Source organism: Hydrogenophaga sp. PBL-H3, assembly GCF_010104355.1.
In the GTDB taxonomy this organism is placed as follows: Bacteria; Pseudomonadota; Gammaproteobacteria; order Burkholderiales; family Burkholderiaceae_C; genus Hydrogenophaga.
Genome location: NZ_CP044972.1, coordinates 1,937,695 through 1,958,845, shown reverse-complemented (window position 1 = coordinate 1,958,845; position 21,151 = coordinate 1,937,695). Strand labels below are relative to the sequence as shown.

The window sequence follows — 21,151 nt, the reverse complement described above, 5'->3', positions numbered from 1 at the left end:
CCGGGTGCATGCACGCTCAAAGTGCGTGCAAGACACGTGCCAGATTGTCAACAATTTGATTTTCACAGTGTCTACATACCAAAGCAAGTCTTGGCGACACGGCTGGCACGGCACTTGCAAACAGAGGCTGCCAAGACGGCACCCCTGCCGCCCGAATCCCCGTTGCCCTTTCCTCACTTCTTCTGGAGTCCTGCCATGTCCTCATCTGTCCAATCCACCCGCCGCGTCCTGCTCGCTGCCGGCTTCGCGCTCGCCGGTGCCACGCTCGCTGGCCAGGCCCTGGCCCAGTCGGGCGAGCCCATCAAGCTCGGCCTGGTCACCGCGCTCTCGGGCCAGTCGGCCCTGGCCGGTGAGTCCATCACGCGCGGCATGCAGATCGCCATCGACGAGATCAACGCCAAGGGCGGCCTGCTGGGCGGACGCAAGCTGGAACTGGTGCGCCGCGACGACGAGGCCAACCCGGCCAAGGGTGTGATCGCCGCGCGCGAACTGATCTACCGCGAAAAAGTGGCGGTGGTCTTCGGCGGTCTGGACACGCCCGTGTCGATGGCCATCGTGCCGCTGATCAACCAGGAGAAGGTGCCGTTCATGGGCCCATGGGCCGCGGGCACCGGCATCACCAAAAACGGCGCCGAGACCAACTATGCGTTTCGCGTGTCGGCGGTGGACGAGATCGTGGACGTGGGCATGCTAGCCTACGCGCAGAAGACCTTCAAGGCGGCCAAGCCCGGCCTCATCCTGGTGAACAACCCCTGGGGCGAGAGCAACGAAAAAGGCCTGAAGGCCGCCATGGCGGCCAAGGGCGTGGTGCCCGCCGGCGTGGAGAAGTTTGAAGCCAACGACGTGGACATGGTCCCGCAGCTCACGCGCCTGAAGGCCGCGGGCGCCGACACCTTGTTCATGGTCGGCAACGTCGGCCCCTCGGCGCAGGTGGTCAAGTCGCTGGAGCGCATGGGCTGGAAGGTGCCGGTGGTCTCGCACTGGGGCCCCGCCGGTGGCCGCTTCACCGAACTCGCCGGCCCGACCGCCAAAGAGGTCCACTTTGTGCAGACCTACAGCTTCTTCGGCAAACAAGGCCCGGTCGGCGAGCGTGTGGTCAAGGCCATGATGGCCAAGTACCCCAATGTGAAAACCCCCGCCGATATCACACCCGCCGTGGGCGTGGCCAACGCGTACGACGCCACGCACCTCGCCGCGCTGGCCATCCAGGCTGCCGGCTCCACGCAGGGTGAGGCGGTGCGCCAGGGCTTCTACAAGATCGAGAGGTACGAAGGCCTGATCAAGACCTACACCAAGCCGTTCACCCCCACGGTGCACGACGCTGTCACATCGGATGACTACGTCTGGGCCCAGTTCATCGACAACAGGATTGTTCCGGTCGGAACCACGAACTAACGAGCCCCCACGCTCCGCCGCTGCGCGGGTCGCTGCCCCCCAAGGGGGCTGGGCCTGCCTTGGGGCGGCCCGGCGGCTGGCCCGGCCTTCTCTTTTTCACAAGGACATTGAATGTTGGAGTTGTCAGCGCTGGTCAGCGGCCTCGGCCTGGGCAGCATGTATGGATTGATGGCGCTGGGGTTCTACGTGACCTACGCCGTCTCGGGCACGGTCAACTTCGCGCAGGGCAGCTCCATGATGCTCGGCGCGGTGTTGACCTTCACCTTCGCGCAGACCTTTGGCTGGCCCGGCTGGGCCGCGGTGGTGCTGGCGCTGGCCCTGTGTGCGCTCTACGGCCTGCTGGTCGAGGCGCTAGCGGTTCGGCCGTTCGTGAACCGCGGTTCCGATGCCTGGCTCATGGCCACGGTGGCCATGGGCATGGTGCTGGACAACGTGGTCATGTTCACCTACGGCAAGGAGCCGCGCAGCCTGCCCTCGCCGCTGGCGCAGGCGCCGCTGGAGATCGCCGGCACCAACCTCGGCGTCTACCCGCTGCAGTTGCTGATTCCGGTGGTGGGTCTGGCGCTGGCCGCCGTGCTGCACACGCTGTCAACCCGCACGCGCTGGGGCATCGCCATGCTGGCCGTGGTGCAGAACCGCTCGGCCGCGCGGCTCATGGGCATTCCGATCCGGCGCGCGGTGGCCGTGGCGTTTGCACTGTCCACCTTGTTCGCTGGTGTGGCCGGCGTGCTGATCGCGCCGCTGTTCAACGTGCATTCCGACATGGGCACGCTGTTCGGCCTCAAGGCCTTTGCGGTGGCTATCCTGGGCGGCATCACCAGCGCCTGGGGCGTGATGATCGCGGGGCTTTTGTTCGGCGTGGTCGAGGCGCTGATCACGGCCACCCTGGGCTCGGGCTACACACAGATCATCACCTTCGCGCTGGTCATCGCAGCACTGGCCTGGCGACCCAACGGCCTGTTTGGCCGCGCGGAGGTGAAGAAGGTATGAGCTTGCTGACTCCTTCCAAACCGCTACTGGGTCTGGGCAGCGGCTGGCAGATCGCAGCCGTGGCCGCCGTGCTCGCGCTGGGCGCCGCGCTCGCACTCACCCTCAACGGCTACTGGGTCTTCGTGCTGGCCAATGTCGCCCTGCTCGCCATCGTGGGCGTGGGTCTCAACGTGTTGGTCGGCATCACCGGTCAGGTGTCGTTCGGCCACGTGGGCTTCTACGCCATCGGGGCCTACACCATGGCCATCCTCACCACCAGGACGGGCCTGAGCTTCTGGCTGGTGTGGCCGATCGCCGCGCTGATCGGCGGTGTGTTCGGCGCGCTCGTGGCGCTGCCGGCCTTGCGCGTGAAGGGACCGTACCTGGCCATGATCACCATTGCGTTCGGCCTGATCGTGGAGCACAGCATCGTCGAGGCCAGCGGCCTCACCGGTGGGCAGAACGGCATCATGGGTCTCACCGCGCCGTCGCTGGGCAGCCTGGCCCAGGGCGAACGCGCCATGGCGCTGCTGGCCATCGGCGCAGCAGCCCTGGCGCTGGCGGCCTACGCGTGGCTCTCGCGGGGCACCTGGGGCGCGGCCATGCGCGCGGTGCGCGACGCCGAAACCGCTGCCGAGTCCGTGGGCCTGAACCCGCTGGCCATCAAGACCGTGGCGTTCGCTGTCTCGGCCTTGTGTGCTGCCGCAGCCGGCGCCTTGTTTGCGCCGCTCTCGGGCTTTGTCACGCCGCACACCTTCGGCTTCGTGCAGTCCATCCTGTTCGTGCTGGTGGTCATGATCGGCGGCGCCGGCTCGGTGGCCGGACCCCTGGTGGGCGCGATCATCGTCGGCTTGCTGCCCGAGCTGCTGTCGGGTCTGGAGGAATACCGCCTGCTCTTCTTCGGCGCCATGCTGCTGCTGGTGCTGTGGGTCGCGCCCGACGGCGTGGCCGGCCTGGTGCGCCGCCTGCTGCCCCGCCCTGCTGCCGCGGCCCCGGCACCCGCCACCGCCACGCTGGCCCTGCCCGCCCGCGCGCGACAGCCCATCGCCGCACAGGGCATCACCATGCAGTTCGGTGGTGTGCGCGCCGTGTCCGACCTCCACTTCACCGCGCACGCGGGCCAGGTCACCAGCCTGATCGGTCCCAACGGCGCAGGCAAGTCCACCGCGCTCAACATGCTGGGCGGCTTCTACCTGCCCACGGCGGGCGGCTTCGCGCTCGGCGGCCAGGCGCTGCAGGGGCAGAACGCCATGCAGATCTCGCGCCGTGGCGTGGCGCGCACCTACCAGACGTCACAGCTCTTCGGCTCGCTCAGCGTGCAGGACAACGTGGTGCTGGCCATGCAGCGCGGCACGCTCGGCCCGCTGCTGGGCAGCGCGCGGCGCAACGCCCCCGCACTCACCGAGCGAGCGCGCCAGCTGTTGGCCTTTTGCGGCTACACCGGCCACCCCGGCACGCTCGCCGCCGACCTGCCCCACGTGGACCGCCGCCTGGTGGAGATCGCGCGTTCGCTCGCCACCGACCCCGACGCCCTGCTGCTCGACGAGCCCGCTGCCGGCCTCTCGCGCGAGGACAAGCTGCGCCTGGGCACGCTGCTGCAACGCATCGCCGACGCGGGCCTCACCGTGCTGCTGGTCGAACACGACATGACCCTGGTGATGGACATCAGCCACCAGGTGGTGGTGCTCGATGCCGGGGTGCGGCTGGCGGCGGGCACCGCTGCTGCAGTACAAGCCGACCCGGCGGTGCAACTGGCCTATCTGGGCGAGGCCCTGGAGACCGAAGCTTCAGCACCACGCGACACCACCGCCAACCGACCCGAGATGCTCGGCGTGGGCTCACTCGTTGCCGGCTATGGCGCCGAGCCGGTGCTGCACGGCATCGACCTGCAGGTGAGGCGCGGCGAGGTGGTGGCGCTGCTGGGGGCCAATGGCGCGGGCAAGTCCACGCTCATGAAGGCGCTGGCGGGTCTGCACCGCCCCATCCAGGGTGGTATCCACCTCGAAGGGCGCGAGCTCATGAACATGGGCGCCGAGCAGGTGGTGGCCCAAGGCGTGGTGCTGGTGCCCGAAGGCCGCCAGGTGTTTCCCGAGCTCAGCGTGCTCGACAACATCCGCCTGGGTGCCTTCCTGCAAACCGACGAGCGCGAGGCGCGGGTCGAAGAACAGCTGGTGCGCTTTCCGCGCCTGCGCGAGCGCCTGCACCAGCGTGCCGGCCTGCTCTCGGGGGGCGAACAGCAAATGCTGGCGATCGCGCGCGCGCTCATGTCGCGCCCACGCATCCTGCTGCTTGACGAGCCTTCGCTGGGTCTCGCGCCCAAGGTGATTGCCGAGCTGTTCGCCGCGCTCGATGCGCTGCGCCGGGAAGGCATGACGCTGCTGCTGGTGGACCAGATGGCAGGCCTGGCGCTGGCCCTGGCCGACCGCGCCTACGTGATGGAGGAAGGTCGCATCAAAGCGCAAGGCACCTCGGCCGAGATCGCGGCCGACGGCGCACTGGCGCAGGCCTACCTGGGTGAGTCGGGCGTGGCCCACACCGCGTTGCAGGAGATGGCAGACATCACACCCTGACGGTGGAACGAGCCGCCCTGGGGGTCAGTTGATGGGCGGGCCGTGTGCAAGGCTCTTGCGCTTCTGCGCGGATGGCGCTTGAATGGCAGCCATCATGGCCACGCTCTTCCTGTCTTACTCACGCAGGGACACCGAGTTCGTCCGGCGCCTGCACGGCGAACTGGTCAAAGAAGCGTTTGACCTCTGGGTCGACTGGGAAGGCATCCCGCCCGCCGACGACTGGTTGCGCAAGATCCATGCGGCGATTGAAGGCGCCGATGCCATGGTCTTCGTGATCAGCCCCGACTCGCTGGCCTCGCCGGTTTGTCACGCCGAGGTGACCCACGCGGTGCAGCACCACAAGCGCCTGCTGCCGGTGGTGGCACGCGACTGCGACGCCGCCGCACTCTCCGGACCCCACGTGCACGAGGCTGTGCGGCGGCTCAACTGGATCTTCTTCAACCGGCCCCAGGACACCTTTGACGCCGCCGTGCGCCTGCTCGCGCAGGCCGTGCGCACCGATCTGCCCTGGGTGGAAACCCACACGCGACTGCTGCAACGCGCCCTGGAATGGCAGGCCAGCGGCCGCGACGACAGCTACCTGCTCGTCAAGACCGATCTGGCAGCGGCCGAGCAGTGGCTGGCCAGCGCGGCCGACAAGGAGCCTTCTCCGACACAGCCGCACAGCGACTTCATCGTCGCCAGCCGAAGCGCCGCCACGCGCCGCCAGCGACGCCGCACCCTGCTGGCCTCCACGGCGGCCGTGCTGGTGAGCATCGGCGCGCTGGTGGCCACCTGGCAGTTCCTGCTGGCCGAGTTGCGCCGCCAGGATTCGCTGTCGCGCCAGCTCGCGGCGGTGGCACCGGCACTGCTGGACAACGACCCCGCACTGGGCCTGCTCCTGGCCGCGCAAGCGGTCGCCGTCTCACCCACCCACGAAGCCTCCAACACACTTCTGACGGTGCTGGAACGTGCACGCGGTGTGCGCGCTTTTTTGCCCGGGCGTTTTCAATGGGGCACGCTGGCATCGACAGCCGATGGCAGCCACCTCGCTGCCGTGCGCTGCACCGACGGCGAGGGGATCGACTGCCGTCGCGCGCGGCTCGAGATCTGGCAGAGCTCGCCGCCCGTGCTGCTTGCTTCGGCACCGGTGCCCACCTGGGTGGAGAGGATCGAGTTCTCACCCGACGACCGCCAGTTGGCGGTGCTGGGGTGCTGCGTCGGGCCCGACGGACACCCCGTTGAACGCTTCACCGACGGCGCACTGCACCGCCTTCAGGTGTTTCGATTGCCGGCCTCCTCGCCGGCCAGCGCCGCGCCTGCGGAGCTTGTGGCGACGTCGGATCGGCGCCTTGCCGAAGACCAGACACCCCAAGCGCTCTGGCCCACCCCGGCACCCAAAACCTCGGCTCCGCCCCCCGGTGGGCTGCAGCTCGCGGTAGACGACAACCGCGATGGCCCGACCTTGACGCTCTGGCGGCCAGGGCCATCCAGAACCCGGGTGGCGCAGCTGCAACTGCAGCCGGGCTGGTTGCACGATGCCACCTTTCGCCAGGACAGCCGGGTGGCCGCAGCCTGGGCTTGCCAACCCATGGCCAGCGGCAGACTGTGCCAGGACATGCAACTGGGCGTGATCGACGCCAGCGAAGAACCGGCCGTCACAGCCCGCTACACCGAGCCCTGGCCCGACTGGATCAGCGCCATCGCGGTGCTGCCCGGCGTGCCGGTGGTGCTGTCTGCCGGCTGCGCCCGCCACGACTACCAGCGGTGTGGCGGCGGAGAGCTGCGGCTCTGGCAGGCGCGCCGCGGCGAGAGCGTGGTTGACCAGCCCAGGCCCATCCCCGTGCTGGGCGGCGGGGTGCAGGGCATGGCGCTGTCCGCCGACGCCCGCTCGATGGCCCTGCTGAGCCAGGACGGCCTGCTCTCGCTGTGGCAGGTGGACCCGCAGCGGCTGGCCGAGACCGATCGCTTCAGCTCGGTGTTGGAGGTGCCACCCGATCCGTCGGCCAAGCCGGGTGCTCCGGCGCCAGCCATCACATGCGGCGGCGAGCCCGTGCCGACACCGCTCATGGGCCTGGCCCGGCGCCTTCGGGAACCGGACACACTGTGTGCCGCACTCGCCGAGGTCGATGCCTTCCACGGCAAGGAACGGACCCTGCTCGACCCACAGATCGCCATGGCGTCGGCAGACACTGCCGGCCGCTTCGCCGTGGGCGGCTGTGTTGACGTGGACGGCCCCTCGGGCACCTGCCGTGCCGGTCGCATCGCCGTCTGGTCGGTTGCCCAAGGGCAACTGAACCGCATCGCCACTTTCAACGAGCCGGCTGCGGCGCTGCAGGTTGCGTTGAGCGCCGATGGAAAGGCACTGGCGGCATCGGTTTGCACGCCGGTGCGCTGGCGCGACTGCAGCGATGCCCGCGTCCTGCTCTGGCGGCCAGACGCACCGGCCACGCAACCCCTGGTGCTGGCGTCCGGGATCCAGGAGCCCACCGCGCTGCAACTCTCGGCCAACGCCGGCCATTTCGCGGTGGCACGCTGCCAACGCTATGCCGATGCCGGTGGTGCCGATCGGCCCTGCGCGCTGGCCCGCATCGAGTGGGGTGTATCCCTGTCCGATGCGACGCGCCAGACCCAGAGCGGGCATGCGAGCTTCATCACCACGCTGGCGTTCAACGCGGACGGTCGCCTGCTGGCGTCCGGCGATCTTGAGGGCGGGTTGGGCGTGTGGGATCTGCGCCAGGGCGAAGCGCTGGGGCCGGTGGTGGCGGGCCCGCCCGGGCCGGTGGGCTCACTGCGGTTCAGCACCACCGGTGCACGAATGGTCCTGGTCGACGACGAAACCGCAGTGCAGTGGCCGCTCGATCCCACCACCTGGCGAATGACCGCCTGCCGGCTGGCCATGCGGCCTTTGAGCAGCGCAGAACGAGACCGCTATCTGCGAGACGATTCGGCACCCGACGCCTGCCAGACGCAGACCAGCACAACGCAGCGCTTCTGGCGCTGGCTGCGCGGCATGCTGCTGCCGGCTTGACCAGGCGCCGGCCCATCTACCGAGCTGGAGCACAATCGGCATAGGGGGCCTCCATATTCGGAGGCACCCCTGCCACACCACCCGGCGTGCGGGTCCGCACCGGGCGGTTCGAGAGCTTGAGGTCAGGACAGCCTTGGCATTCCCAATCGGTCGAAGTACGCAATGGTGAGTACGGTCTTGAGCAGCCGGTCACTGTTGCGCCACCAGCGGCGGCTGTTGCCAGCCACTTGTAGCGCCACGTTTTCCCTCGCCCCAAGCGCCTTGAGCTCCCGGTAGATCGGCCGCGGCCGCTTCCAGTGCTTGAGCTGGATGGCCCGCAGCCGGTGGCGCAGCCACTCATCCAGCTCTCGCCAGACTTTGGGCGTTTGCGCCATCTCGAAGTACGCCTTCCAGCCCAGCAGATAGGGCCGCAACTTCTCCACCACCTCGCCCATGCTGCGCCCGCCCGAGCGGCGTGTGAGCTGCCGCACCCGGGCCTTGAAGGTCTCCAGTGCCTTCTTTGCGACTGCACATTTGACTTCTCCTCCCTTGCTCACCCACAACGCATACCCCAGGAACTTGCGCCCGAAGGCGCTGGCCACCGCGCTCTTGGCTTCGTTGATCTGAAGCCTCAAACCGGTGTACAGCTCCCGGAGATAGGCCATCACCCGCTCCCCGGCTCGTCTGCTGCCCACGTAGACGTTGCAGTCGTCGGCGTAGCGCGCGAAGCTGTAGCCCCGGGCCTCCAGCGCCTTGTCCACATCGTCAAGCAGCACGTTGGCCAGCAGTGGCGAGAGGGGCCCACCTTGCGGCGTGCCCAGGTGGCGATCAACCACCACCCCGCCATCCATGATCCCAGCGTTCAGATAGGCCCGAACCAGCCGGATCACTCCAGCATCGTCGATGCGCTTTCTCACTCGATCGATCAGGATGTCGTGGTTGACCCGGTCGAAGAACTTCGTCAGGTCCACGTCCACCACCACGCGCTTGCCCGTTTGCACGTACGCCCGCGCGGCCTTGACCGCATCGTGCGCCCGCCTGCCCGGACGAAACCCATGGCTGTGATCGCTGAAGGTGGGGTCGATCAGGGGTTGCAGCACTTGCAGCAGTGCCTGCTGGATCAGTCGGTCCAGCACCGTGGGGATGCCCAGCTCGCGCTGGCTTCCATCCGGCTTGGGAATCATCACCTTGCGTACCGGGCTGGGCCGGTAGTGCCCTGCCAGCAGCTCTTGGCGGATGTCGGGCCAGTGCTGGCGGATCAGCTGGGCGGTTTGCTCGATGTCGAGCCCGTCCCCCCGGCGGCACCCTTGTTGGCCCTGACCCGCTTCCAGGCGGCTTGCAGGTTCTGTCTCGTCAGCGCCACTTCCAGCAGGCCACCAGTGCCCGCCTTCGGCTGTGCCGACCCTGTGTGCGGGTGCTCAAGGAGCGGGCCGCAGGCTTCGTCGCTGATGAGATCGCGCACGGCTTCACCGTACGCTACGCCCACCCGCCCGGATCGCTCCAGCATCTGACGCATGGCCTTTGACATCTCCTTGTCCTCGCTCACTCACTCTCGTTCGGTCCTTCGCTCTTGCCTTCTGGCCTCATCGGCCCCGGCGCCAGCTACTACGACCTATGCTGACTTCTCGCTCCGGCAGAGCCGTCTTCCTTTCAGAAACAAGGCGAGATCTCCCCAGGTAAGAACGCACACCTTCAGCGCACAACCGCCGCATCTACGTCGCCTCGCCTTTGGTCACAAGAGCTTCGTGGTTTCTGGCCCACTCGCCCTGCTCGGCAACGCCTTCTATGCGGTTCTTGTTCATCGGCTCGCGCTTTACGCTCCACGCTTCCTTCCCACGCTCGGTCGCCCTCACGCAGTTGCGCTTCACTTTGCTCACTGTGACCAGCTCGCAGCGGGACTTGCACCCGCAGGTGGGCGCCCATGCTGGGCGCACCAAAGAAAAAGGCCCCGGAACCGGAGTTCCGAGGCCTTTTGGGCTTTGCTCAGCGCGGGGCTGAAGCAGCGCAGGGCTTAGTAGCCGCCGCGTCCGCCGCCACCACCACCACCGTAGCCGCCACCGCCGGAGCGGTCGCCACCACCGTAGCCACCACCACCGCCGCCGTAGCCGCCGGTGCGGGGAGGACGTGCCTCCATCGGACGGGCTTCGTTCACGGTGATGCTGCGGCCGCCGAGCGACTGGCCGTTCATGCCGGAAATGGCGGCTTGCGCTTCTGCGTCATTGCCCATCTCGACAAAACCGAAACCTTTGGAGCGGCCGGTGTCGCGCTCCATCATGACTTTGGCGCTGTTGACAGAGCCGAATTCGCTGAAAGACTGTTGCAGGTCTTCGTCGCGGACGGTGTACGGCAGGTTGCCGACGTAAAGTTTATTGCCCATGGGGACTCCTCAAAAAACACATAACACACAAGCGATGGGGTCCCGAAAGCACAACAAATCCAAGAAGTACCGCCGTAGCGCGCGAAACTGACCGATCACCTAGCTTGAACGACCGATACACAGCCGAACGCGTGGATTATGCGCCTTGTGGTGACGGATCCCCACCACAGGACAAACCCCCATGCGCCGCCCGCCTCGAAAAGGCCCAATGCGCACGGGGCGGGTTCGTCCCGCCCCCCCACACGGAGACGCGCCATGGCCAAGCTGATTCTGGAACACGCCTATGAACACGAACGCCTGCGACGGGATCAAACTTTCCTGACGCAGCCCATGGGCCGGGGTGAGGTGGTCAGCTTCACCTGGGGCCAGGTGATGGACCAGGCACGGCGCATGGCCGCCCACCTGCGGGCCCAGGGCTTCGAGCCTGGTGCGCGCATTGCGATGCTGGCCAAGAACAGCGCCCATTTTTTCATGGTCGATCTGGCCGTGTGGATGGCTGGCGGCACCACGGTGGCGATCTTTCCCACCGAGTCGGCACACAACATCCGCTACGTGCTCGACCACTGCGAAGCCCGCCTGCTGTTCGTGGGCAAGCTCGACGACTGGTCCAGGCAGGCGTCTGGCGTGCCGCCATCACTGCCCTGCATTGCCCTGCCGCTGGCGCCCGACACCGGGTTCGAGGCCTGGGACGACATCGTGGCGCGCACCGCGCCGCTGGCCGGCGAGCCTGCCCGCGCCGCCGACGACCTGGCCCTGCTGCTCTACACCTCGGGCTCCACCGGCCAACCCAAGGGCGTGATGCAGACCTTTGGCAGCGTGAGCGCGGCCACGGAGTGCATCGTCGAAGAAATGCGACATCGATTCCCCGAGGGCATGGAGCTGCGCGTGCTGTCCTACCTGCCACTGGCGCACTGCTTCGAACGCGCCTGGGTGGAGTGCCAGGCCTTCGTGCGCGGGGACATGCGGGTGTTCTTCACCGACACCGCGGCCACCTTCATGGAAGACCTGCAGCGCGCGCGGCCCACCCTGTTCATCTCGGTGCCACGGCTGTGGACCAAGTTCCAGCAAGGCGTGCTGGCCAAAATGCCGGCGCAGCAGCTCGACGCCCTGCTCGACGACCCGGCCACCGCGGCTGCGGTCGGTGCGAAAGTGCTGACCAGCCTGGGGCTGGACCAGGTGAAGAGCGCCGGCAGCGGCTCGGCGCCCTTGCCCGCAGAGCTTCTGGTCTGGTACAGGCGCCTGGGGCTGAACCTGTTCGAGGGCTACGGCATGACCGAAGACTTCGCCTATTCGCACGGTGGTGATGGCGAGGCCTCGCTGCCCGGCCATGTGGGCAAGCCCTACCCCGGCGTGCAGGCGCGCCTGGCCGACGACGGCGAGATCCTCGTGAAGTCGCCCGGGCGCATGGCGGGCTATTACAGGCAGCCCGAGCTCAATGCCGAGGCATTCACCGACGACGGCTTCTTTCGCACCGGCGACCTGGGCGTGCTCAACGAAACCGGTGTCTTGCGCATCACCGGGCGCAAGAAGGAACTCTTCAAGACCGCCAAGGGCAAGTACATCGCGCCCGTGCCGATCGAGAACCTGATCAATGCACATCCCATGGTGGAGCTGGCCCTGGTCTCCGGTGTGGGGCAGGCCACGCCGTACGCGGTGCTCCTGCTCGACGAGGCCCTGCGCCCACGCCTGACCGATGCGGTCGTGCGGGACCAGGTGCAGACTGCACTGACCGATCTGCTGAACCAGGTGAATGCGCAGCTCGCCAGCCACGAGCAACTGCAGTTCCTGGCGGTGGCGAGCGAGCCCTGGAGCATCGAGAACGGCTGCCTCACGCCCACCATGAAAATCAAGCGCAGCCGCATCGAGGCCAGCATGGCACCCCACCTGCCGCAGTGGTACGAGCAGCCGCAAGCGGTCATCTGGGCCTGAGCGTTCGCCCTCGGCGGGCGAGCCCGCTCAGGCCAGCGTGTAGGCCGTTTTCACCGTGGTGAAGAACTCGGCCGCATGGTGCCCCTGCTCGCGCGGCCCGTAACTGCTGCCTTTTCTGCCTCCAAAGGGCACGTGGTAATCCACGCCCGCCGTGGGCAGGTTCACCATCACCATGCCCGCCTGCGCGTGGCGTTTGAAATGCGTGGCGTGCTTGAGGCTCGTGGTGGCGATGCCGGCCGACAGGCCGAAGGGCGTGTCGTTGGCCACCATCAGCGCCTCGTCGTAGTCCTTCACGCGGATCACGCTGGCCACCAGACCGAACACCTCCTCGCGGTTGATGCGCATGGCGGGTGTGCTGTCGGTGATGAGCGCCGGGGCCATGTAGAAGCCCTCGGTGTCGCGCTGCAGGCGCTGGCCGCCACACAGCAGCGTGGCGCCTTCGTCCCGGGCGATCTGCACGTAGCTCAAGTCCTGCCCGAGTTGCGCCTGGCTCACCACCGGGCCGATCTCGGTGCCGGGCTTGCGCGCGTCGTCCACCCGCAGCGCCGACACGCGCGCCTGCAGAGCGGCGATGAAGGCCGGGTAGATGCCCTCGGTGACGATGAGGCGGCTCGACGCGGTGCAGCGCTGCCCGGTGGAGAAGAAGGCGCTCTGGGTGCACAGCTCCACCGCCGTCTTGAGGTCGGCGTCGTCCAGCACCACCTGCGGGTTCTTGCCGCCCATCTCCAGCTGCACCTTCTTGTGCTGCGCCATGCAGGCCTGGCCGATGCGCTGGCCCACGCCCTGCGAGCCGGTGAAGCTGATGGCATCCACCCCGGGGTGGTTCACCAGCGCCTCGCCCACCGTGCGGCCCTGCCCCATGACGAGGTTGAACACGCCGGCGGGCAGGCCGGCGCGGCTGATGATGTCGGCCAGCGCCCAGGCGCTGCCGGGCACCAGGTCGGCCGGCTTGATGACCACGCAGTTGCCGTAAGCCAGGGCCGGCGCGATCTTCCAGGCCGGAATGGCGATGGGGAAATTCCAGGGCGTGATCAAACCGATGACGCCCAGCGGCTCGCGCGTGATCTCCACGCCGATGCCCGGGCGCACCGAGGGCAGCAGTTCGCCCGCCAGGCGCAGGCATTCGCCCGCGAAAAACTTGAAGATGTGGCCGGCGCGCGTGGCCTCGCCGATCGCTTCGGGCAGGGTCTTGCCCTCCTCGCGCGCCAGCAGGTTGCCCAGCTCCTCGCGGCGCGCCAGGATCTCGCTGCCGATGCGCTCAATCGCGTCGCTGCGGGCCTGGATGCCGGATGTGGACCAGGCCGGAAACGCGGCGCGCGCGGCGGCCACCGCAGCGTCCACCTGGGCTGCGTCGCCCAGCGCGTACTCGCCCACCACGTCGGACAGATCCGAGGGGTTGATGTTGGGTGCCGCGCCGGTGCCCGCGAGCCACTCGCCCGCGATGAAATTGAGGTGCACCATCTCAATGGCCCCAGCGCAGCACGAGGGGATCGAGGCGTTTCGCGGCGTCGAGCAGACCCGCGCGCACCTCGGGGTGCATGGGCGGGAAGGGGTGGCGCGAGGCCTCGCAGGCGATCACGCCGCCGGCTTTCATGAGGGCCTTGGCGCTGAGGATGCCGCCCTGGCGGTTCTCGCAGTTGATCAGCGGCAACCACTTCGCATACGCCGCCACCGCGGCCTCGCGGTCGCCAGCGAGGTAGGGGTCGATGATGGTGCGGATGCCGTCGGGAAACGCGCCGCCGGTCATGGCGCCGGTGGCACCGGCGTCCAGATCGGCCAGCAGGGTGATGGCCTCTTCGCCGTCCCACGGGCCTTCGATCGCGTCGCCGCCCAGGCGGATCAGCTCGCGCAGTTTGCTGGCCGCGCCGGCGGTCTCGATCTTGAAGTAGGCCAGGTGCTCGATCTCCTTTGCCATGCGCGCGAGAAAGGGCGCCGAGAGCACCGTGCCGCTGGCGGGCGCGTCCTGCACCATGATGGGAATGTCGATGGCGTCAGACAGCCGCGCGTAGAACTCGAAGATCTGCGCCTCGGGCACGCGGAAGGTGGCGCCGTGGTAGGGCGGCATCACCATCACCATGGCGGCACCCTGCTCTTGCGCGCGCCGGCTGCGCTCGGCGCAGACCGCCGTGCCGTAGTGGGTGGTGGTCACGATCACCGGCACGCGGCCCGCCACGTGCTCCAGCGCCACGCGGGTGAGCGTTTCGCGCTCGGCGTCCGACAGCGAAAACTGCTCGGAGAAGTTGGCCAGGATGCACAGGCCGTTGGAGCCGGCGTCGATCATGAAATCGAGGCAGCGCTTCTGGCTCTCCAGATCGAGCGAGCCGTCCTCGTGGAAGGTGGTGGGCACCACCGGAAACACGCCCTGGTAGCGTCGGTTCATCGCGCGCTCAACCAATGATGTTGAACTGGTCGAGGAACTCGGTCTTGAGCGTGAGGCCCAGGCCGGGCACGTCGTCGCGCAGATCCAGGAAACCGTTCTCCGCCACCGGCTCGCCGTCGAAGATGTAATAGAACAACTCGTTGCCGACCTCCACATCGAACATCGGGAAGTACTCGCTCATGGGCGAGGCCAGCGTGCTCATGGTCAGGTGGTAGTTGTGCATCTGGCCGGCGTGCGGGATCACCGGCACGCTGTAGGCCTCGCACAGCGCGTTGATCTTGTGCGCCGCGGTGATGCCGCCCACGCGGTTGGTGTCGTACTGCACCACGCTCACCGCCTTCTTGTCGAGCAGCTGCTTGAAGCCGTACAGGCTGAACTCGTGCTCGCCGCCGGAGATCGGGATGTCGGTGAGCTGGTTGAGTTCGGCGTAGCCGTCGATGTCGTCGGCGATCACCGGCTCTTCCAGCCAGCGCGGCTCGTACTTCACCAGCTTGGGCAGGATGCGCTTGGCGTACTCCAGGTTCCAGCCCATGTAGCACTCGAGCATCAAATCGTTTTCGTAGCCGATCACCTCGCGCACCGCTTCCACCGATTTCAGGTTCTCCACCACGCCCTGCTGGCCGTGGCCCGGGCCGTAGCCAAAGCGCATCTTGAAGGCCTTGAAGCCCTGGTCCTTGTAGGTCTGTGCCTCTTCCTGCATGGCCTTGAGGTCGGTGCGGTAGAGCTTGGAGTAGTAGCAGGGAATCTTTTCCTTGGTGCGCCCGCCCAGCAGCTTGAACACTGGCTTGTCGACGCTCTTGCCCAGGATGTCCCAGATCGCGAGATCAATGGCCGAGATCGCCGCCATGGTCACGCCCTTGCGGCCCCAGGCGTGCGTGCCGCGGTACATGCGCTGGAACAGGTATTCGTAGTCCCACGGGTCCTGGCCCAGCACCAGCGGCGTGAGGTACTCGTCGATGATGGCCTTGGCGATCTTGGGCGCGAGCGCCACGTTGCCCAGGCCGACGATGCCGGTGTCGGTCTCGATCTCCACCACCGTCCATGAATGGAAGCGGAAGGTGCTCATGGTCTCGGACTTCGAGTACAGCAGGTCCATGGCGTTGGAGCAGAAGTTGCCCTGGGGCGGAACGGTTTTGCCTTTCCACTCGAACACACGGGCGCGGACGGATTTGATCTTCATGGCAGTGATTTCTTGGGGGATGAAAGGGTTCAGGCCAGGCGCGCGGCGCCCATGCGGGCGGCGATGCGCAAGGCGTTGTAGGTGGCGTTCACATCGGCGCGGCCGAGGCCTGCGATGTCGTAGGCGGTGCCGTGGGCCGGCGTGGTGATGGGCACCGGCAGACCACCCTGCACCGTGACGCCCTTGGAGAAGCCCATCAGCTTGATCGCGATCTGGCCCTGGTCGTGGTACATGGTCACGATGGCCTGGTATTCACCGTCGCGCGCCTTCAGAAAGATGGTGTCGGCCGGGAACGGGCCGCCCACCGCGATGCCCTCGGTCGCGAGCTCGCGCACCGCCGGCTCGATGATCTCGACCTCTTCCCGCCCGCAGGTCCCGCCGTCGCCGCCGTGCGGGTTGAAGGCCGCCACCGCCACCTTGGGCTGGGCGAAGCCCGCCGCCTGCAGCGAGCGGTAGATCAGGCGCGCGGCGTCCTTGATGCGGTCCTTGCTGAGAAAGCTGGCCGCGTCCTTGAGCGGGATGTGCGAGGACACGCGCGAGGTCCACAGTTCACCCAGTGTGTTGAACTCGCAGAAGTAGCCCTGCACGCCGAGGTACTCGGCAAAGTGGTGCAGTTCGTCCTCATGCTTCAGGCCGCCCTGTTTCATGGCGAACTTGTTGAGCGGCGCGAAGCAGATCGCATCCACCTCACGCCGCAGGGCCGCGTCCATGCAGGCGTTGAGCACCCGCAACACCGAGGCACCGCCCGCCGCCTGGGCCTGGCCGCGCTGCACCTGCTCGGGCACCACCGTGTCCATGGCCAGCCAGGCGGGTGTGCTTGCATCGGCGCGGCCGCGCACCTCGGCAAAGCTGCGCACCGGCGTGGTGGCCACCGGCACATCGGCCACCTGCTGGCCCGCGGCCCACAGCCAGGGGTCACCCACCAGCACCAGGTTGGCGTGCTCGGTGGCGTCGGTCTGGCCCAGCAGGCGGGCGATCAGCTCGGGGCCAATGCCGGCGGGGTCGCCCAGGGTCAGGGCAACGACGGGAAGTTCGGTCGGATTCACAGGGTCTCCTCGGGGCTCGGGGTATCAGCGGTTCACGCTCATTCGAGCTTGATGTTCTTGCGGCGGATCAGGTCGCTGTAGCGCTTGTTCTCGGCGTTGTGAAAGGCCAGAAAAGCTTCGGGCGTCATGGGGGTCAGGTCGGCACCGATGGCCGAGAGGCGGGCCTGCGTCTCGGGCATGGCGATCACCTTGTTGACCTCGGCGTTCACCCGGGTGATGACGTCCCTGGGCGTGGATGCCGGCATGTAGATGCCGTACCAGGCGCTCATCTCCACACCCTTCACACCCGCTTCGGCCATGGTGGGCACGTCGGGCATTTGCGGGTTGCGTTTGGCCGCGGCCACCGCCAGGGGTCGGATCTTGCCGTTGCGCACGTGGCCGATCACCGAGGGCATGGTGTCAAAGCTGATCTGCACGGCCCCACCCATCAGGTCGACCAGCGCGGGCGAGCTGCCACGGTAGGGGATGTGGGTGATGAAGAGGCCCGTCACGTCCTTGAACATCTCGGCCGCGATGTGCTGCGTGCTGCCCGAGCCGCTGGTGGCGTAGTTGAGCTGTCCGGGTCGGCTCCTGGCGAGCTTGACCAGGTCGTCCACGCTGGTCACGGGCAGGGCCATGTTGGCCACCAGCACGTTGGGCACCGAGCCCACAAAAGCCACGGGCACCAGGTCCTTGTCGTTGTTGTAGTTGAGCTTGAGCAGGTGGGGCGCGATGGCGTGCGCGGTGGACACGCCCATGATCATCGTGTGGCCGTCGGTGGACTTGGCGGTGAGGTCGGCGGCCAGGGTGTTGGACGCACCGGCACGGTTTTCCACCACCACGGCCTGCTTGAGCAGCGGGCCGAGCCGGTCGGCGATGGCGCGGGCCATGGCGTCGGTGCCGCCGCCGGGCGAGGAGCCCACCAGGATCTTCACGTTCTGGCGCGGCCAGTCTTGTGCCGTGGCGAGGCCGGCCGTCGTGCACAGCACCAGCGCGCCCAGTGCCCAAGTCAATGTCTTCATCGTTGTCTCCTGTCTGTGAAAGTGATTGGCAGCGGACGGATAGTAGGATTTCAATTGATTCACGTATATTGAAAGTTTGGAAAGCATTGATAACCCTTGGTTATCATTCCGGCATGAGCACATCCCCCACCCCACAGCTGCTGAACCGCATGCGCATGCGCCAGGTGGCGCTGCTGCTGGCCATCGGCAAAAGCGGCACGCTGCGCGCGGCCGCGGCCGAGCTCGGCATGACCCAGCCGGCCGCCACCAAGATGCTGCACGAGTTGGAGAACGCGCTCGGGCATGCGCTGTTCGAGCGCGCGGGGCGGGGCCTGAAGCTCACCGAGTCGGGCCGCTGCACGCTGGGCTACTTTCAGGGGCTGCAGGGCAGCCTGGATGCGCTGACGCGCGAACTTCAGGGCATCGAGCAGGGCGGCAGCGGCAAGCTGTTCATCGGCAGCATCATGGCCGCCTCACCCGAGCTGCTGTCGGAGTCGTTGCTGCGGCTGCGCGAGACCTACCCTCAGCTGGCCATCGAGATCATGGTGGACACCAGCGACCGGCTGACCGATGCCCTGCGCCGGGGCGACCTCGACCTGGTGATCGGCCGTGTGCCCGAAGGCGCCCTGGACGACATGGAGTTCAAACCCGTGGCCGACGAGGCGCTGAGCGTGGTGACCGGCCCGACCCACCCGCTGGCGCACAAGCCCCGCGTTGCCTTTGCCGATCTGCTGGAGCACCCATGGATATTGCAGCCGCGCGGCAGCCCCATGCGCGAGGTGCTGGAGCAGGAGTTCCGCCGCCACAAGGCCCGCCTGCCGCGCGGCCTGATCGAGACCTCGTCCATCCTCACCACCATGAACCTGCTGGTGCGCTCGGACATGATCGCGGTGATCCCGGCCGAGGTGGCGGCGCGCTACGAGTCACACGGCATGCTGGCCTGCATCCGCTACGCGGTGCGCCAGCAGCTGGGTGTGTTCGGCTGCCTCACGGCCCGAGGCCGACCACCCAGCCCACCGCTGGCGCACCTGCTGTCCCTGCTGCTGCCCGCGCAGTCGGGTGGCGTCAGATGAAGCGCTCGATGTAGATCAACGCACCCTCGTCAAAGTGGTCGAAGTTGCGGTGGATCGCGTGCGAGGCCTGGATGAGTTCTTCTTCGTTGAAGCGCGGGCAGTCGATGGCCCACAGCTGCAGCGGGATGTTGGCCGCCGCCGCCAGCATGGGGCCGCTGGGCGCCCAGAACAACGTGCCGCTGTCGTGGCCGACCCGCAGGTCCTGAAAGTTGTACTGGTAGCGGCGCGTGAACATGACCGCCACGAAGCGCAGCGCCGCCGCCATGGCCACCGCCTTGGGCTGGCCCGCCGCCACGAACTGGTGCTGCAGGTACTGCATGCCCAGCTCCAGCGAAGGCAGGTCCTCGATGCCGGGGATCACCGGGTACGGCTCCAGCGCCGCCCGGTCGGTCTGCAGCTTGTTGCCCATGAGTTTCAAGGCGCGGCGCGCGGCCTCCACGAACAGCAGGCGCGGCACCGGCTGGCACGCGCTCTCCAGGTCGATCTGCACCGCAGGCCCGTTGCCCTGCGGTTTGGTGTTTCCGTCGTGTGGCTCGGCGTTCATGGCAGCGTGTCCAGCTGGGAAACGTCAAGCCAGCAGGTTGAGCTGCGTGCCCACGCTGCCACTGGTGGCCAGCGGCAGGTTGCCGGTGAGGCTGTTCAGCAGCGAGATGGCGCCTGCACCCTGCATGTCCATGGCCTTCTTGAGCACGGCCAGCTGCACTTCCTGGGCCGCGCCGGCCTGTTTGTTGGCCACATAAGCGCCAACGATTTCAACGGGAGATACGTCCACGGTGGTTCCTGGTGGATGGAGATATCTCCTGTATCGGTCGGCGCGGGGGGATCTTGATGCCAGTGCAAGCCATCCTGGGTCGGCAATGTGTCTTGTGCCGGCGAGCGCTTCAACCGGCAGGGTCGGGATCGGGCAAGCCCCGGGCAAGACCCGTCGAGCCGGGTGTTCTGCCGCGCAGGGGTGGGTCAGGCTTGTTTGCGCCTGCGCATGGCAGCGAGGCCGGCCAGTCCCATGGCCAGGAGAGCGAGAGAACCGGGTTCGGGGACTTCGCTGCTCCTCAGATCCCAGCCAATCACATCAAATGCAAGGATGTCGAGCGCGGTGATGACCGGTGCTGCCGGCCCATAAGGTGCCGTAGGGTCCATGAGGCCGATGTTGAAGTCATCAAATCCGTAGTGGGCGTCATAGCCCTTGGATTCGTCGAAGTCGTCTTTCCAGTGGCTGGCTTGGCGGCCGTCTCCAAACACGGTTCCCGTGGAGAACTGCGCCAAAGGCGTGGCTCCACCGTCAATTGAAAAGTATTTGTCCCAGGCGTCGGCGGTCCAGTCGATCGCGTTGAGGCCAGCGCTGTCGGTGGAGTACCGGAACAAATCGAGTGTGTTCACAAACGGGTAGTCGTCGGCGCTGAAGCCAGGGTTGTAGTCCAGATCGTCCACGCCGCTGACAAAGCCGAGCATGTGGCCGATCTCGTGGGCGGCCACGCCGAGAAGGTCAAAGAAAAACGGCGTGATTCCGTCCAGTGGATCGAGATCGAAGTTCGCCAGCGGGTTTGAATTGAAGGTGATGAACGCATCCAGGGCGGCATTGGTGCCTGACAACAGCCCCAGTGCCTTGGCGTTGGCATTGGTCATCGATATGGTTGTGTTGTTGAGGCTCCCGTCGTTGTCAAGGTACGGTATGGCGCTTGCCGGTCCGAACGGGCTGTCGGACGTGCGGTTGATCAGCAGATCCAATGCAGCGCCCGCCTGCAGGTTGGACGTGGCGATGGCATCGTTGGCCGATGTGGCGTCCATGAGCATGGCCGACCGGACGTCGGTGTAAGAGTAGCTCTGCATGTAAGACCCGGCACTGCCGAGAACGCGAGCCCCCATGTCCTCCCACGCGACCTGGATGTTCAGGGTCACGTTGTCGTCGAACAACCCCGACCACAAGGCACCGGCCTGCGCGAACAGACCATCGATCTGCGCATTGCCGGTAGAACTGGTGAAGTTGATCACCAGGCCAGCCTGTGCATGGCCCGCACCAAAGAGCGTGGCCAGCGCCACAACCAGCCCCGCTGCGGCGTGCTTGGCGCCGCGAATTGCGTGGACGCGCGCGTTCAATCTGCTTGCTTCTGCCATGGGGACTCCGTTGAGACCTGATTTGTGAATGAGCGTCCCACTTGTCAAGCGTCGCTGCCCATGGGGGTTGTCGATCAAATCACCAAAGGCAATTTACATGCCATTCAAAATAACCAAACGGAATCAAACATCGGGCTTCAACTGACGTGAC

Annotated in this window: 15 protein-coding genes and 1 pseudogene; 6 read left to right on the top strand and 10 right to left on the bottom strand. The window is 67.1% G+C overall.

Going from position 1 to position 21,151, the window contains the following annotated elements:
* The first annotated feature begins 195 nt into the window (after positions 1-195).
* The 4 genes from F9Z44_RS09075 to F9Z44_RS09060 all read left to right on the top strand — a co-directional run bounded on the left by F9Z44_RS09075 (position 196) and on the right by F9Z44_RS09060 (position 7,944).
* Positions 196-1,395: an ABC transporter substrate-binding protein gene (locus F9Z44_RS09075; protein ID WP_159605421.1), complete on the top strand. Its 1,200-nt coding sequence runs from the start codon at positions 196-198 to the stop codon at positions 1,393-1,395.
* Positions 1,396-1,506: 111 nt separating this feature from the next.
* Positions 1,507-2,385: a branched-chain amino acid ABC transporter permease gene (locus tag F9Z44_RS09070; RefSeq protein ID WP_159605419.1), complete on the top strand. Its 879-nt coding sequence runs from the start codon at positions 1,507-1,509 to the stop codon at positions 2,383-2,385.
* Entirely contained in the window at positions 2,382-4,934 is a 2,553-nt protein-coding gene (locus F9Z44_RS09065; RefSeq protein ID WP_159605417.1) for an ATP-binding cassette domain-containing protein, read from the top strand. Before F9Z44_RS09070 ends, F9Z44_RS09065 begins: the two co-directional genes overlap by 4 nt.
* An 82-nt stretch (positions 4,935-5,016) precedes the next feature.
* Positions 5,017-7,944 carry a toll/interleukin-1 receptor domain-containing protein gene (locus tag F9Z44_RS09060; RefSeq protein WP_159605415.1) on the top strand — a complete coding sequence of 976 codons (2,928 nt, stop codon included), beginning with the start codon at positions 5,017-5,019 and terminating at the stop codon, positions 7,942-7,944.
* Between the two features lie 122 nt (positions 7,945-8,066).
* On the opposite strand, the pseudogene ltrA reads toward F9Z44_RS09060, so the two are convergent.
* A pseudogene (gene ltrA / locus F9Z44_RS09055) lies at positions 8,067-9,451 on the bottom strand (group II intron reverse transcriptase/maturase).
* 483 nt (positions 9,452-9,934) lie between these two features.
* Entirely contained in the window at positions 9,935-10,300 is a 366-nt protein-coding gene (locus F9Z44_RS09050; RefSeq protein ID WP_159605413.1) for an RNA recognition motif domain-containing protein, read from the bottom strand.
* A gap of 255 nt (positions 10,301-10,555) precedes the next feature.
* Between F9Z44_RS09050 and F9Z44_RS09045 the strand changes: the two genes are divergently transcribed.
* Complete coding sequence (locus tag F9Z44_RS09045; RefSeq protein ID WP_159605411.1) at positions 10,556-12,229, top strand: AMP-binding protein; 1,674 nt, start codon at positions 10,556-10,558, stop codon at positions 12,227-12,229.
* 27 nt (positions 12,230-12,256) lie between these two features.
* Here F9Z44_RS09045 and F9Z44_RS09040 read toward each other — a convergent pair whose 3' ends face one another.
* From F9Z44_RS09040 to F9Z44_RS09020, 5 genes are read right to left on the bottom strand one after another with little or no spacing between them, the layout of a single operon-like run.
* Entirely contained in the window at positions 12,257-13,690 is a 1,434-nt protein-coding gene (locus F9Z44_RS09040) for an aldehyde dehydrogenase family protein (protein ID WP_159605409.1), read from the bottom strand.
* Between the two features lies 1 nt (position 13,691).
* Positions 13,692-14,609: a dihydrodipicolinate synthase family protein gene (locus F9Z44_RS09035; protein WP_159605407.1), complete on the bottom strand. Its 918-nt coding sequence runs from the start codon at positions 14,607-14,609 to the stop codon at positions 13,692-13,694.
* A 7-nt stretch (positions 14,610-14,616) separates the two neighbouring features.
* Positions 14,617-15,789 carry an L-rhamnonate dehydratase gene (locus F9Z44_RS09030; RefSeq protein WP_159605405.1) on the bottom strand — a complete coding sequence of 391 codons (1,173 nt, stop codon included), beginning with the start codon at positions 15,787-15,789 and terminating at the stop codon, positions 14,617-14,619.
* Between the two features lie 29 nt (positions 15,790-15,818).
* Entirely contained in the window at positions 15,819-16,835 is a 1,017-nt protein-coding gene (locus F9Z44_RS09025; protein WP_159605403.1) for a 4-hydroxythreonine-4-phosphate dehydrogenase PdxA, read from the bottom strand.
* A gap of 38 nt (positions 16,836-16,873) precedes the next feature.
* Positions 16,874-17,836: a Bug family tripartite tricarboxylate transporter substrate binding protein gene (locus tag F9Z44_RS09020; RefSeq protein ID WP_159605401.1), complete on the bottom strand. Its 963-nt coding sequence runs from the start codon at positions 17,834-17,836 to the stop codon at positions 16,874-16,876.
* Positions 17,837-17,949: 113 nt separating this feature from the next.
* Here F9Z44_RS09020 and F9Z44_RS09015 point away from each other — a divergent pair, with 113 nt between their 5' ends.
* Positions 17,950-18,888: a LysR family transcriptional regulator gene (locus tag F9Z44_RS09015; RefSeq protein ID WP_159605399.1), complete on the top strand. Its 939-nt coding sequence runs from the start codon at positions 17,950-17,952 to the stop codon at positions 18,886-18,888.
* Here F9Z44_RS09015 and F9Z44_RS09010 read toward each other — a convergent pair.
* The 3 genes from F9Z44_RS09010 to F9Z44_RS22765 form a co-directional block, all read right to left on the bottom strand.
* Positions 18,881-19,432: a hypothetical protein gene (locus tag F9Z44_RS09010; protein WP_159605397.1), complete on the bottom strand. Its 552-nt coding sequence runs from the start codon at positions 19,430-19,432 to the stop codon at positions 18,881-18,883. The genes F9Z44_RS09015 and F9Z44_RS09010 overlap by 8 nt on opposite strands.
* Positions 19,433-19,456: 24 nt before the next feature.
* A complete protein-coding gene (locus F9Z44_RS09005) occupies positions 19,457-19,660 on the bottom strand; it encodes a YjfB family protein (protein WP_236574303.1) in 204 nt (67 codons plus the stop codon).
* 185 nt (positions 19,661-19,845) lie between these two features.
* The gene (locus tag F9Z44_RS22765; protein WP_201450035.1) at positions 19,846-21,078 is read right to left on the bottom strand and encodes an NF038122 family metalloprotease; all 1,233 of its coding nucleotides are present in this window, start codon (positions 21,076-21,078) and stop codon (positions 19,846-19,848) included.
* Between the last annotated feature and the right edge of the window lie 73 nt (positions 21,079-21,151).